A 16,130-nucleotide genomic window follows, 5' to 3' on the forward strand; every position below is an offset into this window, starting at 1 on the left:
GGGGAGAGAGGGAGGAGGAGATGAGGAGTGACGGGGTGTTGGGGGGTTGGGGTGACGGGATGGCTGAGTTATGCGACCTAACCCCTAACCCCTGATCCCTACAACTGCGCTTCTTGCTGCTGATAGAGACAATAGTAGCGGCCGCGCATCGCCATGAGGTCTTCGTGGGTGCCCTGCTCGACGACAGAGCCTTGATCCATCATCAGGATGAGATCGGCATGGCGGATCGTGCTGAGGCGGTGGGTAATGAAGAAGACGGTGCGGCCACGAAAATGCTCCGCCAAGTTCATACAGACGCGACGCTCGGAGTCGTAGTCGAGGGCGCTGGTGGCTTCGTCCATAATCAGCAGGCGCGGATTCTGCATGACCGTGCGGGCGATCGCAATCCGCTGGCGCTGTCCCCCAGAGAGCGACGCACCCCGTTCCCCAACGCGGGTGTTATAGCCATTCGGCAGACCCATGATGAACTCATGGGCAGCAGCAACTTTGGCCGCTTCGATAATTTCCTCAGCAGAGGCATCGGGGGCATTCAGCGCGATGTTTTCCTGCACCGTGCCATCAAACAGCAGCGTGTCTTGGGGCACAATGCCGATTTGTTGTCGCAGCGAATAGAGTTCTACCTTGGTAATGTCGTAGCCGTCGATCAGGATGCGGCCTGACTCCAGATCATAGAGGCGAGGCAGCAATTTCATCAGGGTACTCTTGCCAGAACCGCTCTGTCCCACAATACCAACGAAGGAGCCGGGGGCAAATTCCAGGTTGATGTTGCTAAGCTGGAGCGGCCCCGTTGTGCCAAAGCGGAAGGACACGTTTTCGTAGGCGACCTCACCCTGGATGGGCGGCATGGGAATGTTTAGGCGATCGAGTTCGTCGGCCTCAGGGGCAGAGTCTACAATGTCGCTGAGGCGCTCGATGGACAGGCCCACTTCCTGGAAGTTTTGCCAGAGCTGGGCCAGACGCAGCAGGGGACTGGTGACATAGCCCGCGATGATGCGGAAGGCGATCAGTTGCCCTAGGCTCAGCTCTTGCTTTAGCACCAGATACGCGCCTACCCAGAGGACGAGCAAACCCGAAAGCTGGTTCAAGAAGTTGCTCAAGGAGCCCGCGAAGGTGGAGGTTTGCACCGTGTTGAATCCGGCGCTGACATAGCGGGCGTAGCGCTGTTGCCACTGCCAGCGCGATCGCAGTTCCATGTTTTGCGCTTTCACCGTCTGGATGCCGCCCAGCACTTCCACCAGATAGGACTGAGTTTCGGCGTTGCGCTCTGCCTTGACCCGCAATTGGTTGCGGATGATCGGCGAGAAGACGATCGCCAGCGCAATGAAGAAAGGAATCGTCGCCAGCGCCACCAGCGTCAGCAGCGGGCTGTAAAACAGCATGACGACGATGTAGACGACGGAGAAGAAGGCATCCAGCACGACGGTCAGCGCTGTGCCCGTCATAAAGGAGCGGATATTTTCCAGTTCGCCAATGCGGGTTGAGAGTTCGCCCACAGGACGCTTCTCGAAATACCGCAGCGGCAGCCGCAGCAGGTGGTCGATAATTTGCGACCCCAGCGTCATGTCGATGCGGTTGGTGGTGTCTACGAACAGATAGGTTCGCAGCGCCCCCAGCAGCGCCTCAAAAAATGCCAGCAGCAGCAGCAAAATGCCCAGCACTTGCAGCGTGTCGGGGCTGTTTTGCACGATCACCTTGTCGATGATCACCTGGATCATCAGCGGGTTTGCCAGGGCAAAAAGCTGCACAAAGAAAGAGGCGAGAAACACCAGCATCAGAACGCCGCGATATTTCGTCACCGAGGGCAAAAACCAGCTCAGATTAAAGCGTTTTTGCGGCGTTTGCTTGGTAGCCCGCAGCAGCAGCACGTCGCCCTGTTCGCCCCAGGTGGCGGCAAATTCTGACGGCTTGCGGCGCAGCAGCCCCAGTTCCGGATCGGCGATTACCATTTCGCGCTCGCTGACGCTGTAGAGCAGCACCGGGCGATCTTGCCAACGCACCATTGCCGGAGCCTCTAGCCGACCGACCGATGGGGCGGGCACCGTGACCAACTGGGCGCTGAGGCCCATAAATTCGGCGATCGCCCCACACAGATCCAGCGGCAGCCCGCCCGTGCGCTCCATCTGGTTCACCAAAATGCGGCGCACTACGTCTCGTCGGAACGGCAGGTTCAAATGCTGACAGAGCATCTGGAAGCAGGCCATCGTCGCCTCGAGCTGCCCCCGCCCGCGCACGATGGGGTATTCCTTGGCTTTGCCCTTGCCGTCGATGATGACGGGTTCCAGTTCTTCTGGGCGCTCCGGCGCGTAGGGAATATCGAGCGCTCCAAGCGCTGCGTCTGCCTGACTGGTGTTTTGCGGGTCTTCTGGGGCAGAACGGCGGAACAGGGATAGCGGAAAGCTGACCAGCCGCGCGGGTTTCTCGCCCGCCACCTCGATTTCGTCGAGTAGCCCCAAATTGAGCCGACTGCCGACAGGATAGCCCGTGATTTCGCCGCTGCTGACCAGCCACAGGCGATCGCGCTGGAGCGAGTGCGTGGCAAAGGTTCCCGGCGGAATGCGGCGCACCTCTGCCTGAGATAGCCCTGCGTGGGTCAACTCCTTCAGATCTAGCGTGCCATCGGCCTGACGCGACAGTTCTTCCCCCAGCAGATCAAACACCTCAATCGGCGCAGCCTGAGCAGACAGGGCGCTGGCGACGGCTGGCTCTTTTTCCAGCAGATCTAGGAAGACGCGGGCTGGCAGCGTCAGGCAGATGGATTCCTCGGAGGCGATCGCCGTTTCGCAGGCCACACGGCGCATCAGGCTGACGGCCCCCAAAACTGCGCCCGGTTGCAGTAGCCCCAGCGTGGTGGGGGCTTGTCGGTGCGGGGGGTCATAGCCGAGCGATCGCGCCTGCCCTTGATACAAAATCGTCACCTGAGCGGGCATTTTTTCGCGCACCAAAATTGTCTGCCCCATCTTGTAGCGGAAGGGCTGAACCTGTTCGAGCAGGCGAACCAGGGCTGTGTTGGAAAGCTGGGTAAACGGAAAGACCGTTGCCAGAAATTTTTGAACCGTCTCTTTGGGAAGGTTTTGGGTAAACGTCATGATTCAACACTGGGGGCAACGGTGGGGGCGGCAGGCGGGGAAGAAGATAGCGTAGTCGGTTTTACAGTTTTCGGTTCGGGCGCACTCAGTAAGATGGAGGTTGGCACCAGCTTGGGCTGGGCAGCAGGAGAATGACCACCATTGCCCTGCCCATCTGCTGCACCAGACGACGGCTCAGGCGCTCCGGGCTTAGCGGGCGGCACTGTGGATGGGGCAGTTGATGAGGAGACTGGCGGCTGGGAAGATACGTCTGCCGCAGAAGGCTCGCTGGGTTCGGCGGTGGGCAGAGATCCGGCAGCAAGCGGCACTGTCGGTAGCGCATCCGGCAGAGGACTCAGCGACACTTTATCCAACTGCTGCTGGAGCCACTGGTTAAATGACTCATTGAGCAGGCGGCGGCGCATTTGCTCGTCCATCTGGGCAGGGATGAATTTTTCCAGACGAATGATCACAATCCACTCGCCAATGCGGTGGGGCGGCCAGAGTTGCCCCGGCTGGCTAATGGAGAGCATATGCGCCAGTTGGGGATGGGGCACACTTAGCTCCACTGGGCCGATCAGCCCGTCGGTTTGGGCTTCGGGGCCCTGAGAATAGATGCGGGCGAGTTCGGCGAAGCTCTGTTCGCCTTCCATAACGCGGAAGTAGATTTCTTGAGCGATGCCCATGTCCTGGGTGCGAATGAGCGAGTAGATGACTTTATCTAGCTTGCTCTTGCGCTCCAGGAAGTAGGATTCGAGCTTGGCTCCCCAGGTGGCTTCTTTGAATTTTTCGATGCGGAGCGATCGCGTGGCCAGGGCATCGAGCTGAGCCAGGGTCATGCCGTGTCGGTTTAGCCATTGCTGACGGGTGGCTTCGTCTACGATCTGGTGCTGGGCGTAGAACTGGTCGCGGGCCCCGATGAGTTCTTCTTCGGCGCAGGTGATAGGGGCGATCGCCTCATCAATCAACACTTCCTGCACCAACTGCGGCAGCATTTGATAGCCCGCCAGCAGCGACGGCAATTCTTCCGAGGTGATCGACCGATTTCCAATCTGCAATACGTGTCCCATGCAAATCCATCCATCAACAGCGGAAAACCCTGATGCGTCATAGTTAACTATCAGGCGTTTGGTGTCTAGCTACGCATATAGTCCCAGCCCGATCGCACAACCCCAACCTAAATTATGGGTTTCCAGGGTTGGAAATCAAAGGATAGTTACGAAAACTTTTAGCTTTGACCCATATAGGACTTACGCACTTGCGATTAAACTTTTTGGGTTTTGGACGATTTCTCGCGGGCGCGGCCCGCGAGAAATCGTCCAACTGCGTCAGTCCTACCATAAATCTTAGGTAAATCTCTGGGCGAATATTTACGGACACAGCGCGTTGCTGGGCATAGCATTCCCAAATTTTGGACGGTTCTCTACTTTTGGTATTCAGCCAGAAGATTTAGACAGCAGGATGGTTGCTCGCAGGTTTTTTTGCATGGCTTGTTCAGATGACAGGCAGGCTGCTAAAGCATACGAACCCTTCAGTGAACTATTCAGCTGATGATGCAAGCTGCTATGCACACTATGCAAACTGCTGGGCATAGAACTGGGCATAGCGTCCGTCTTGGGCCAAGAGTTCTGTATGCGTGCCAGATTCCACCACGCGCCCCTGTTCTAGCACGAGGATGCGATCGGCGCGGCGGACGGTGGCTAGCCGATGGGCAATGATGAACACCGTGCGCCCCTGCATCAGCCGCTCCAGCGCCTCCTGCACCAGCGCTTCCGACTCTGAATCCAGTGCCGAAGTCGCCTCATCCAAAATCAGAATGCGCGGATCGAGCAGCACGGCCCGGGCGATCGCAATTCGCTGGCGCTGCCCGCCCGACAGGTTTACGCCGCGCTCACCCACCCACGAGTCATAGCCATCGGGAAATTGGGAGATAAAGGCGTGGGCGTTGGCGATTTTTGCGGCTTCGACCACCGCTTTCTGGTCATAGTCTGTTTGCCCAAAGGCGATGTTTTGGGCGATTGTACCAGAAAACAGCACCGTTTCCTGAGGCACAATGCCGATTTGCCGCCGCAGGCTATACAGCGTTACGGTGCGGATATCCACGCCGTCGATCAAAATTTGCCCCTGCTGCGGGTCATAAAAGCGTGGCAATAGGTTCACCAGCGTCGTCTTGCCTGCGCCGGAGGGGCCGACTAGGGCGATCGCCTCGCCAGGGAAGGCCAGCAGGCTGAGTTGGTGGAGGACGGGTGATGGAGCGGAAGCAGAATCCTGGTTCCCAACCCCTGACTGGGGATAGGCAAAGCTGACGTTGCGGTATTCCACTTTGCCTGTGACAGGCGGCAGAACAAGGGCATTTGAGGCTTCATAGACGGCGGGTTCCACGTCCAGCAGTTCAAAAATGCGATCGACCGAGGCTTGCCCCTGCTTGAACTCGTTGTAATTATCCGTGAGGTGGGCGATCGGGTCTACCAGCATTGCCACTGCAAAGACGTAGCTGCCAAACTGTTCGCCCGTCAGGTTGCCCCGCGAAATTTGCCAACCGCCGAGCAGCAGCAGCAGCAGCACGCTAACGGCATACATAAAGCCCACCACGGGATACTGCACTGCCTTGAGCCAGGCGGCGGCATATTTTGCTCGGCGATTGCGCTCGGCTTCGCGGGCAAAGCGGCGAATTTCGTAATCCTCGGCAGCAAAAGCCCGCACTAGGCGGATGCCGCTAAAGACTTCGGTGAGGAGCGAGGACAGGTCGGAGACAAGGTTCTGGCTGCGGCGCGAAATCTTCAACATGCGATCGCCAAACCAGCTAATCAGCAGCCCCATCAGCGGCACCATTACGAGGCTGGCCAGGGTCAACTGCCAGTTGAGATAGACCATGTAGCCGAACACGAAAACAAGCTGCAAGATGCAGGGCGTAAAGTCGTGAAACACTTTATTCACCACTTCGCCGATGCGGTCGATGTCTTCCGTGAGGCGATAGGACAGGTCGCCTGTTTGGGCCCGCTCAAAATAGCCGAGGCTGAGGGTTTGCAGGTGGGCGTAGGTGCGCGTGCGGAGGTCGAGGGCGATCGCCAGTGCAGCTTTGGCCATCAGCGCGTCCTGCCCGTACTGGGCAATTTTTTGCACCAAAAACACGCCCGCCACGATGCTTGCCATCTGCGCCAGCGATCGCACGTCTCCCGCGACCAAAAAGCGCAGCAGCCGCCCCGCCAGCCATGCCAGCAGCGGCCAGGCCGCCGTAAAGATGAGCGTGCAGCAAAACGCCCGCACCACAGTTCCCCAGTGGGGTTTGAGATAGGGCAGCAGTCGCCAATAGCCAGACCGAGAATCCAATGCAAACCTAGCCGAATAACTATTCCGAATATTCCGAATACTCCAATGAACCAGAAACCGGGGGCAGGAAGCAACGGCGTGGCGGTAGAGGCGATCGCCGCAGGCTGACAGCAGCAAAAGGAAAAATGTTGGAGACTTTCGGTAGAGATGTTCTAAGGGCGATCGCCCCCCAGTTCCAGATCCACACATCAGGCAAATTACGGTTGACGAATAGCTGAATAGGCTGAGTTCTTCACATTTTCCTAGCCTATCAAGCCTGTCAATCATTCAGCGTAGCTCGAAGAATTTCCACATACATCCACAGAGAACGCCCGCAAATCAGGCATTTCAGCCCTTCTCTAAATTTCCTAGAGAGAGAGTCTCTAGTTGGGATACCTCTGCCAAAACTCGCAATTTATGCCGAAATCAAGCTGAAATGTAAAGAAAAAAGAACAAAGTCTCCTAGAATATACGGACATAGCTCTATTATGACCGGGTACTGGCAATATAAGCCGTTCAGGTTGTTTCAAAAGCCTGTAATAGACGCAGGTTACGAAAAAACAGAGGATTAAGCGCTCCTCTCTCGCATTTTCAGTTTCGCATTTTCAAAAAATCAGGCAATCTACTGGCGATTCACGATCGAAAAACAGCATTAGAAAACCAGAGCAAGTTCGCGAAAACCACGCTCATGCCAAATTTGCTGCTGTTTACCCAATGTCTGGTGTCGTGCCCCCAGGGGTCAAACGCAACAGACATTGTTCCCTCTGAGATTGACCTCAGCATTTGAGTCATGCTCTATTGACGTTTGTTTTTTGTTACCAGGGTTTAAAATTTCATGGCAATCGATCCTAATGTTTCTCCCGCAGGCGGTGCTCTGCCCAGCGGTGTCACCATCATTGGTGGTATCGTTCTCGACCTTGTTGGTGTCAATGGTCAGCGCCTTGTTGCACAGCTTGCTGCGTCTGATCTGTACGAAGGTACAGTTACCACTAGCCAGCAACTCATCGGCACCCAGACTGGGCTAACCCCCACCTTTATCAATACGCTTGGCGGCGGGCTAAGTCGGGTTGCGGTGCGTGTTACTCTGTTCGACGGGGATAACGCGCCCTCAGACTTTGACTTTAACCAAAACCGACTCCTGCTTAACAGTTTCGACATCGGCAACTGGAGCGATGTCGAAACCATCACCACAGACGGGCTGGGAAATCCAATTAGCTCTCCCCGCCCTAACTTTGGCTTTGCCAATGAAGAGCTAGACACAGGCTGGTTCTTTGCCCAAGACCCCACCTTCCTGGCGAACTTCTATAATTCGCTGGTTTCGGGACAGAGGGTTGATTACACCTTCGTGGATAATACTGTCGCCGAAAACTTCCTGAACTTTAAGCAAGGGCTAGACGGTAGCCTGATTGGTGGTGGCGGGGGCGGGGGCCCTATCATCGATCCTGGCGGCGGCGGCAACGGTGGCGGCGGTAATGGTGGCGGCAATGGCGGCGGCAATGGCGGCGGCAATGGTGGTGGCCCCGGTGGTCCAGGGACGCTCCCTGGTGATGTGATTGTGGGGGATGGGCAAACGGGTAATTCGGCGATTCCGCTGAGATGCCGAAACGGTACGCCTGTCCCCTTCCTCACCCCCAGAGGGCAGCGTCGTTTGCAGCCGCTGACGTTAACGAGTGGGCCCAACACGCTGACGGTAGAACTGGTGTCTACACAGCCGGGACAGCCACGCAGTTGGCGAGCCGCAGCCGCAGGTTCCCCTGCAAGGGCCCGCAAGTTCAATCGGGCAGGCTATAGACCCGGTGGCGGTTTTGAGATGTTTGGTGGTGGAGGAAACGACGTATTGCAGGTGCGGCAGCGGCAGAACATCCTCCGGGGTCAACAGGGTAATGACATCCTGACGGGCGGTCCACGGCGAGATTTCCTGCTGGGCGGACGAGGCGATGACGTGATCAATGGCGGTGGCGGCAAGAACACGATTGTTGGCGGTGCAGGAAATGACACGCTCATCGGCGGTCTAGACCGCGATATGTTTGTTTATCGCCGGGTCAATCACGGAACGGATTTGATTCAGAACTATCAGCCAGGGGTTGACGTGATTGACCTGCGGCGCATCTTCGCCCGCGCTCCTTTCCAGGTTGCAGGACGCAGCAACTATCAGCGGCTCAACACGTTTGTGCGGTTGATTGAACGCCAGGGGAATACGCTGGTGCAAATTGATAGGAATGGCAAGCAAGCAGGTAAGTCCTTCAATACGCTGGCGGTTTTGGAAGGAATCGCCGTGAGCCAGCTTAGCTCCTGCGATTTTGTGGTGTAAGGGGGCGATCGCCCTTTCATTGCCCGCCCTTTCATCGCCCGCCCTTTCATCGCTCGTCAAGTCTTTCGTCTCTCTCGTTAGAGGTTGACGACGCGAATTCACTAAAACTGCTGCATGAACCCTACGCGATTGGGTTTGTGCGGCTTTCTTTTTGGGCGATTTTGGTGGGGAGTGGAATCGTCAATGTTTTCTGAGAATGTTTTCTGAGAATGTTTTCCGAGGTTGATGGCGATCGCCCTTGAACTTGCGCCGACCCCGTGCCTATAGTGGAAAGCATTTGACCCCTTTCTTCTTCGATGAGCAAGCGCCTTCCTGAAACCACCGCTTACGTTCGGATTACCCATCAATCCTGGCAGCAGGGCAAAATTGAGGGCGAAGTGCGGGCGAATGCCTACGAGTGGCAGTTCCAGTGGTGCTTTCGGCAGGGGCAACTGATTGTGCAGCCGTCCCTGGGGCGGGCGCTGATCAAAGACCCGCTAGAGCGATTTTTGGAGCGCAGCGACTATCAGCTAGAGCTGGGTGGTGACTATTCGTTTACCATTCGGGCAGAAATTTGAAGCCTGGCCTGGCCGCGTCTAAACTGGCTCAGACAGGCGATCGAGGTAGCGCTCAATCAGCAAGATTGCCACAATATCGTCGATGGGGCGTGGCGGCGTTCTCATTCCCTGGGGCAACAGGCGCTGGAGTCCCTTGGGTGGATACATTTGCCAGTAGCGATCGCGGGCTTCCAGCGTCGAGTAGCGTTCATCAACCATGACCACGCGGATTGGGTCGCTGAAGGCTTCGCTGAGCGATTGTTTCCACTGGCGGGCGCTAGTTTGATCGCCCATGACCAGCAGCGAAATCGGGTATTGCTGGCGGAGTGTCTGAATTGTGGCGATCGCCCGCTCTGCTGCGACGACTTGATGCATAAACAGGTTGCGATCGACCCCCATCACGGCCAGCCCACACTTTTGCCGACCCGGATCGAACCCAAGAATGACGGGCTGCCCCAAGGCTTCAGGTGCAGAAGTGGAATAGGACATGGGCAAACGGCAGGGGTGAAAGGCAAACGGCAGCAGGGCGGTTTAGTTCGTTGGCGCGAAGGGCGATCGCTGCGGGGGCGGGGTGGTGTTGACTCTGCTGTCCGTGCTGAACAGAACCCGCCCATTTTGCACGGCGGCCAGGTCGAGCCGGACGGGCCCAGCGGTGAAAATGGTTTCAGAGGCGATCGCATGGAGTTCTACCGGGCGACCGTAGGCTCGAATATCTTGCAATAACCTAACCACGGCCTCGGTCTGTCCGTCCGCAATTTGCAGCACATCGCCCAGCACCCCAGCCTGTCGCGAGCGAAACTGAGCGTTGGCAATCAAAAGATTCACGCGCTCCACCAATTCTTCATCTCGCATCCGGGTGGGATCGAGCGCAATCGTGACCACCAGATCGCCCTCTCGAAACACCACTTGATTGGGCGCAGCGTTGACATAAACCTGGATGCAAGCCTCGCCCGCCAAGACGCAGGGTTCGCCGATGATGTAATTGCCCGCCGACAAAATCCGCACGACATAATCTTTGCCGTCCTGGATTTGATTGATCAACTGCTCCACCTGGGCGTTGGTAATTTGAATCACCTGCTTGTCTACATTCACCGTGCCCGGTTGGATGCGCTGGCTGGCAAAACGGTTAGCCTCTAGCAGGAGGCGATTGACCGCGCTGGGGGCAGCCTCTGGGGTAATGACACGCACCACGCCGGAGGCCATGGGCTGGTTTCTCAGCACCGCCACACTGCCCTGGCGCAGCCCTTGAAATTCGCGCTCCAGGGTTTGCACTTCTGCCAGCAGAGCGCTGCGCTGGGCTTCGAGATCATCGAGTTGCAATTCTTTTTCGCGGATTTGGGCGGTGCGTTCGGCAATCTGGCGATCGCGCTCGGCTACGTCTCGGTCGCGCTGGGCAATCTGCCGCTGGCGATCGGCCTGGAGTTGCTGAATTTCAGCACGAAGCTGGGTGGCCTGCTGGGATACGTCCGTGAGCAATGTCTGTGCCTGCTGATAGTTGGCAGCGACTTGGCTCAACTGCGACTGGGTGCTTTGCAATTCCTCGCGGGTGCGGGTTTCCTGGGCGATCGCCGTTTGTAGAGACTCGTTGGTGCGGCGCAGGCGGCGCTGGGCAGACTGCTGCTCTCGTTCGGCGCGATCGCGCTGTCGCTGCACTTCGGCGGTTTGCTGCTGCGCTTGGTTTAGTTCTGCCAGCGCTGCGTCTCGCTCCTGCTGCACATCTTCTAGCTCAAACACACCCGTTCGCAGTTGGTCATCGACCGCAAACAAAATGCCAAAGGTCATCGCCGAGATGAGAATCCCCGTCATCACGGTGATCAGCGTGGCAGTTTGACGGGGACGCAGGCCAAACAGACTGAGGCGAGCCTTGCCCACCTTCATCCCAAGGCGATCGCCCACCGTGGCCACCACAGCCCCCAGCACCAAAATTGCCGCAATCAAGACCAGCCCGGTGGTCATCGCCGATAAAACTCACACTCAGCTACACCATACTGCAATTGTGCCGTTGAAAGGCGTAGCTCACAGTCGCCTGCACACCGCAACACCGCAAAACGCCTCCACAGGTTGGCCCCCGCAAAACGCCTCCACAGGTCGGCCCCCGCCAGGACTTTTGCCGCATTAGGCGAGCCATCGACCTGAGTCCTGTTTTCATAAGCGTCCTAACGCTAGGTACGCTCTCTCAACCCTGACCGCTATCCAAATCTCTAAGTAAAATCTCTAAGTAAACTGCTGACTCAGCGCCACTGGGTTATAAACCGTGATCTTCTTCTTGTGAATAGAGATCATTCGATCCTGGCGCAGGTCACCCAGCAGGCGCGTTACCGTTACGCGGGTCGAGCCAATTGCTTCGGCGATCGCCTGGTGAGACAGCTTCAGGTCGATCGTGATGCCCTCGGACGTAGGAACCCCAAAATCGCGGCACAAAATTAGCAAAAAGCTGACTAAACGTGACCCCATGTCTCGGTGGGCCAACGTTTCAATCATCATTTCGGTTTGCAAAATCCGAGACGACAGCCCCTTCAGCATCAGCATCGACAGGTCGGGATTTTCCTTTAGCGCCTTTTCGACCTGCTCAATCGGCACTGACAGTAGCTCCACTGGCGTAAACGCGACAGAATGATAAAATCGGTCTGCCTTTTGCCCCGTAATCAGCGACAGTACGCCAAACACGCTATTCTCTCTTAGCAGCGCCACGGTGATTTCTTCGCCTGCCTCATAGACTCGCGACAGCTTTACTGCGCCCTTGAGCAAGAAATAAACCCGCTCAGCCGGATCGCCCGGAAAGAAAATCGTCTTTCCCCGGTCAAAGGTTTCTACCATCGGCGGAAACGCGCTGCCGCTCAATTGGCGAAACACATCTGCTAAAGGCTTTTCATGTGAGGCAACCATACCGTCCGATTCCCAGCGCCCTCAGGGAGCGAATATGACCGAAATATGACCGAGACATGACTGGAACAAAAGATGAAAGCAAAACCCAGATTTTGCCCAAGAGGCGAAAAACCAGGATAAACGCAGTCTTAGAACACTTAAACTAAGTTTGGGGCCGCTTTTTGTATCTAAAAACACGCTTCCATAGGAAGAATGATCGTTTCGATACCAATTTCTGCGTTTGCTCTATCGGTAGACCCGGCTGAGAGAACCCAGACTCTATTCTGGAAACTGGGCGATCGCCCTCAATCCTGCGTTCCAGACAGCATATCGCAATTGTATCTGACAGATACAATTTAGGAAAAAATTTTCCCGTCTCGCCCTCATCTCTTGCCATCTTCTCTTCCCTCGCTTTACCCCACCCTCCCCTATCCGTCCTGCCCCGTTTTTGAGTATTTTGTGAATTGCCCTCGAAATTTGGATGCCGTTACCCATGCTTGACCTCACCGGAAAAAATGCGCTCGTCACAGGCATTGCCAACAATCGCTCAATTGCCTGGGGCATCGCCCAACAGCTCCACAAAGCCGGGGCAAACCTGGGCATCACCTACCTGCCCGACGACAAAGGCAAGCTAGAGAAGAAAGTGGCGGAATTGGTTGAGCCGCTCCAGCCCAGCCTGTTTGTGCCCTGCGATGTGCAAAATGATGAGCAAGTCGAGGCGGCATTTGCCACTGTGCGCGAAAAGTGGGGGCGGCTGGATGTGCTGATTCACTGCCTCGCCTTCGCCAATCGCGACGATCTCAGCGGCGACTTCAGCAATGTTTCCCGCGAGGGCTTTAACCTGGCGCTGGACGTGAGCGCCTACTCGCTGGTGCAGCTTTGCCGCGCTGCCAAGCCGCTGATGACTGAGGGCGGCGCAGTGGTGACGCTGACCTATCTGGGCGGCGTGCGCGTTGTGCCCAATTATAACGTCATGGGCATTGCCAAGGCCGCGCTAGAGATGAACGTGAAATACTTGGCAGCAGAACTGGGCCCGCAAAACATCCGGGTGAACGCCATCTCAGCCGGGCCGATTCGGACGCTGGCCTCCTCTGCCGTTGGTGGCATTTTGGACATGATTCACCATGTCGAAGAAGTCGCGCCCCTGCGCCGCACCGTCACCCAGACCGAGGTGGGCAACACGGCCGCATTCCTGTGCAGCGATCTGTCTACGGGCATCACCGGGCAAGTGCTGTACGTCGATGCGGGCTACGAGATTATGGGGATGTAGGAATGTGGGTCTGCTTTGAGTGTTTTCGAGTGTTTTTGAGCGTTGGATTTTTTGGGGCGCAGGGTGCAAAGCTACTAAACCAGCTCTAGTTTTCCTCAAAGGCGATCGCCACCGGAACAGGCGCAGCATCGGGCACTGCATCGGGGTCAAAGATCGGCGGCGTGCCATTGCGGGTTTTGGTGAGTCGCTGGAGGTGACTAAAGACCTTGCGGGCGTTGGTTTCGTTGCCTTGCTCAGCGAAGAGTTCGAGGGCTTGCTGCAAATCGGCGATCGCCCCAGCGGGGTTGCTGGCACGGGCCAGCCCCCGATAGTAATAGGGGGTGGGCACCTGGGGGGCAAGCTGGATGGCGGCGGCGTAGTCGCGAAAAGCAGATTTGATTTCGCCCAGCTTTTGCGCGGCCAGCCCCCGGAAGAAGTAGATCATGGCGCAGTTGGGCTGGATGGTGAGGGCGTTGGTAAAGTCGGCGATCGCCCCGATCAGGTCGCCCTGCTCTGAGCGCAGATAGCCCCGGTTGCAATGGGCATCCATCTGGTTGCGGTCGAGTTGGAGGGCGGTGCTAAAGTCGGCGATCGCCTGCTGCCGCTCTCCCAGCTCATCGTGACACAGCCCGCGCAGATTCCACACTAGCGCCTGATCGGGGCGAATGCGTAAAATTTGCTCCACATCGCTGAGGGCCCCCTGCGGGTCGCCTAGCTCATAGCGCGTCACGGCCCGATTCCAGTGAGATTGCACATCGGTGGGGTGCAGCACCGGATTTTCAAACCGCTGCGTCAACTGTTGCACGGTGGCAGGGTCGCTAGTCCGCAGTTTGAGTTCTAGATGGGGAATGCCCAGGTCGTCTACCAGCGACTCATCCAGCCCCAGCACGGCGTAGCGATCGTCTGATACCAGAAAATTTTCCCGTGTTCCCAAAATCTTGAACTGAAACTGGCTGGGAAACTGCCGCTTCAGTTCCAGCAGGTTTTGCAGCGTCTCTTGCAGGCTGCGGGCTTGCTCAGACGGGGCGTGCCATCGCTGCACCATCGCGCTGAGAAAGCGGGGCAAATCCTGGTCAGCGCTGTAGCACCAGCCGATTTCCAGCTGCCGACCCTGGGCCAGAAAATCGTGCAAACGGCGCACCATTGGGCGATCGATCGGGCACTGGCTCGACCAAGGCAGCGTTATCAACAGGCGATCGCCCGTGGTATCCAGCGCTTGCTCCAGCACCAGCCGACTGTTGGGCACATCGAGCAGCGCCGCCGCCGTGAACTCGTCATACAGCGCCGGGTGCAGGGCTGTGGCCGCATCGGCGGCGGCGGGCGGGCCGCCGCGAAAATCCAGGACAAACTCGTAGCGTGGCCCCGTTGGATAGGTGCGGAGGTGCTGGTTTAGCTCTTGCAGCACGCCCAACACCGTTGCCTCCATCTGCATCTGAAAGGTGCCGCCTGTGGGGAGCGATCGCAACTGCTGGCTGATGCGCTGTAGCTCTTGCCGGAGCATGGCTTCGACTTGGGCCTTAAACAGCGCTTCGGCAGTTTCGGTTGAGTCGGCCGGGTCAGCGCTGGGAGCCAGAGCCACAGGGCGATCGCCTGTCTCCGCATGATTTCCAGCCATCAAATCTTGCAGCTGCTGGCTGATGATCCGTAGTTCTGCTTGCAGCGCTTGCTCCACCTGCGCTTGAAATTCCTGCTGCTGCTGCAAGGCGCTGACTTGGCCCACCAGTCCGCTGAAATCTCGCTGAGGAACTAGATCGCCCACCACCCGCAGCAGCCGAGCAATTTCTCGCCGCAAAGAGGTTGGATCAAAGGGGGGCGGCAGATTTTCCACCTGCTGGCTCAGGTGATTGACCTGCTGCTGGAGCGAGTGTAGCGTTTCGCGGCTAGGCTGGTCGCGCAGTTGTTGGGTCAGGTCTTGCACCTTGCGCCGCAGCAGTTCCTCGGCCCGCGCCTGCGCGTCCTGCTGCTCATGAAGCGACTGCATTTCAGTCACCAGTGCCGTCCAGTCGCGCCGGGGCACTAGATCGGACACCACACGAATCAGTTCGGATACTTCCTGGCGCAGCGTGCTGGCATCGAAGGGCGGCGGCAAGGCCTGAAACTGGCGATTCAGCCGATTGATTTGCTCTTGTAGCGTGTTGAGCGCAGGGCGCGTCTGGTCGCTAAAGACTTGCAGGCTGGTTTGCAGATGGGCAGTGTCGGAGCGAATCTGGGCGATCGCCGTTTCCAGATCCTCGACCCGGTGCGAACTAGACAGGTCGTGCAGCCGTTCGGTGATATGCACCATGTCGTCGCAAAGCTGGCTATATTGGTCGCGCAGCCGCCGCACCTCGCCGCGCACGCTGCCCAGGTCGCCCGCCTCCAGCGCATCCAGCCGAATTTGCAGATCTTGCTGCAAGGTTTTCAGGTCAGCCGCAAAGGCCTCCGAGGCTTCCCGGCTTTTCACCAGCATGGATTTTTTCAGGCTGCCCATCATCTCCGGCGTGGGCAGTGAGCCAATCTGCTGATTCAGCAGTTCCACATGCATCGAGAGGCGCTTTTCAATTTCGTCGATGGCAACACCGACCTGATTTTGCATGGATTGCTCAAATCGACTGCGGTTGGCCAGATTGAGCAACACCAGCAGCGAAATTGGCGCAGAGGTGTAGACCAGTTGTGATGTGGTGAAAGAAGCGACGGAACCCACGCCCAAGCCCACCAGCGATGCATACTCCGCCAGATCCAGCCAGTGATATTTCTTACTCACGCTTTGCCCCTTAATGCTGTCAAATCTTGCTAGGAAATCCTGCCAGAAAACC

The 16,130-nt window shown here is 57.4% G+C and carries 10 protein-coding genes; 3 read left to right on the forward strand and 7 right to left on the reverse strand.

What is annotated here, in order from left to right; genetic code table 11:
• Window positions 1-98 precede the first annotated feature (98 nt).
• The 3 genes from O77CONTIG1_RS05015 to O77CONTIG1_RS05025 form a co-directional block, all read right to left on the reverse strand.
• Entirely contained in the window at window positions 99-3,086 is a 2,988-nt protein-coding gene (locus tag O77CONTIG1_RS05015) for a type I secretion system permease/ATPase (RefSeq protein WP_068508576.1), read from the reverse strand.
• Window positions 3,083-4,135 carry a peptidylprolyl isomerase gene (locus O77CONTIG1_RS05020; protein WP_084782210.1) on the reverse strand — a complete coding sequence of 351 codons (1,053 nt, stop codon included), beginning with the start codon at window positions 4,133-4,135 and terminating at the stop codon, window positions 3,083-3,085. The genes O77CONTIG1_RS05015 and O77CONTIG1_RS05020 overlap by 4 nt, the downstream gene beginning before the upstream one ends.
• A 502-nt stretch (window positions 4,136-4,637) precedes the next feature.
• On the reverse strand, window positions 4,638-6,584 hold the full coding sequence (locus tag O77CONTIG1_RS05025; RefSeq protein ID WP_172799637.1) for an ABC transporter ATP-binding protein: 1,947 nt from the start codon (window positions 6,582-6,584) through the stop codon (window positions 4,638-4,640).
• A gap of 625 nt (window positions 6,585-7,209) precedes the next feature.
• Between O77CONTIG1_RS05025 and O77CONTIG1_RS25120 the strand changes: the two genes are divergently transcribed.
• Window positions 7,210-8,685 (forward strand): hypothetical protein, encoded by a 1,476-nt coding sequence (locus O77CONTIG1_RS25120; protein ID WP_068508580.1) that lies wholly within the window; start codon window positions 7,210-7,212, stop codon window positions 8,683-8,685.
• Between the two features lie 296 nt (window positions 8,686-8,981).
• Window positions 8,982-9,242, forward strand: coding sequence for a DUF3146 family protein (locus O77CONTIG1_RS05035; protein WP_068508581.1), 261 nt, complete (start codon window positions 8,982-8,984; stop codon window positions 9,240-9,242).
• A gap of 18 nt (window positions 9,243-9,260) precedes the next feature.
• Here O77CONTIG1_RS05035 and O77CONTIG1_RS05040 read toward each other — a convergent pair whose 3' ends face one another.
• The 3 genes from O77CONTIG1_RS05040 to ntcA form a co-directional block, all read right to left on the reverse strand.
• On the reverse strand, window positions 9,261-9,710 hold the full coding sequence (locus O77CONTIG1_RS05040; protein ID WP_068508583.1) for a pre-16S rRNA-processing nuclease YqgF: 450 nt from the start codon (window positions 9,708-9,710) through the stop codon (window positions 9,261-9,263).
• Window positions 9,711-9,752: 42 nt separating this feature from the next.
• Window positions 9,753-11,177 carry a DUF3084 domain-containing protein gene (locus O77CONTIG1_RS05045; protein WP_068508586.1) on the reverse strand — a complete coding sequence of 475 codons (1,425 nt, stop codon included), beginning with the start codon at window positions 11,175-11,177 and terminating at the stop codon, window positions 9,753-9,755.
• Between the two features lie 258 nt (window positions 11,178-11,435).
• On the reverse strand, window positions 11,436-12,107 hold the full coding sequence (ntcA, locus tag O77CONTIG1_RS05050; protein WP_068508588.1) for a global nitrogen regulator NtcA: 672 nt from the start codon (window positions 12,105-12,107) through the stop codon (window positions 11,436-11,438).
• Window positions 12,108-12,579: 472 nt separating this feature from the next.
• Between ntcA and fabI the strand changes: the two genes are divergently transcribed.
• Window positions 12,580-13,356, forward strand: a complete 777-nt coding sequence (gene fabI, locus O77CONTIG1_RS05060) for an enoyl-ACP reductase FabI (RefSeq protein ID WP_068508592.1) — start codon at window positions 12,580-12,582, stop codon at window positions 13,354-13,356.
• 85 nt (window positions 13,357-13,441) lie between these two features.
• Here the strand turns inward: fabI and O77CONTIG1_RS05065 are convergent, their stop codons facing one another.
• On the reverse strand, window positions 13,442-16,078 hold the full coding sequence (locus O77CONTIG1_RS05065; RefSeq protein ID WP_068508594.1) for a tetratricopeptide repeat protein: 2,637 nt from the start codon (window positions 16,076-16,078) through the stop codon (window positions 13,442-13,444).
• Window positions 16,079-16,130: the final 52 nt, after the last annotated feature.

The organism is Leptolyngbya sp. O-77, assembly GCF_001548395.1.
Classification (GTDB): Bacteria; Cyanobacteriota; Cyanobacteriia; order Elainellales; family Elainellaceae; genus Thermoleptolyngbya.

Bases quoted from the DNA above. Each gene is read 5' to 3' on its own strand.
- O77CONTIG1_RS05015 (WP_068508576.1), bottom strand. From the start codon at position 3,086: ATGACGTTTACCCAAAACCTTCCCAAAGAGACGGTTCAAAAATTTCTG.
- O77CONTIG1_RS05020 (WP_084782210.1), bottom strand. From the start codon at position 4,135: ATGGGACACGTATTGCAGATTGGAAATCGGTCGATCACCTCGGAAGAA.
- O77CONTIG1_RS05025 (WP_172799637.1), bottom strand. From the start codon at position 6,584: ATGTGTGGATCTGGAACTGGGGGGCGATCGCCCTTAGAACATCTCTAC.
- O77CONTIG1_RS25120 (WP_068508580.1), top strand. From the start codon at position 7,210: ATGGCAATCGATCCTAATGTTTCTCCCGCAGGCGGTGCTCTGCCCAGC.
- O77CONTIG1_RS05035 (WP_068508581.1), top strand. From the start codon at position 8,982: ATGAGCAAGCGCCTTCCTGAAACCACCGCTTACGTTCGGATTACCCAT.
- O77CONTIG1_RS05040 (WP_068508583.1), bottom strand. From the start codon at position 9,710: ATGTCCTATTCCACTTCTGCACCTGAAGCCTTGGGGCAGCCCGTCATT.
- O77CONTIG1_RS05045 (WP_068508586.1), bottom strand. From the start codon at position 11,177: ATGACCACCGGGCTGGTCTTGATTGCGGCAATTTTGGTGCTGGGGGCT.
- ntcA (WP_068508588.1), bottom strand. From the start codon at position 12,107: ATGGTTGCCTCACATGAAAAGCCTTTAGCAGATGTGTTTCGCCAATTG.
- fabI (WP_068508592.1), top strand. From the start codon at position 12,580: ATGCTTGACCTCACCGGAAAAAATGCGCTCGTCACAGGCATTGCCAAC.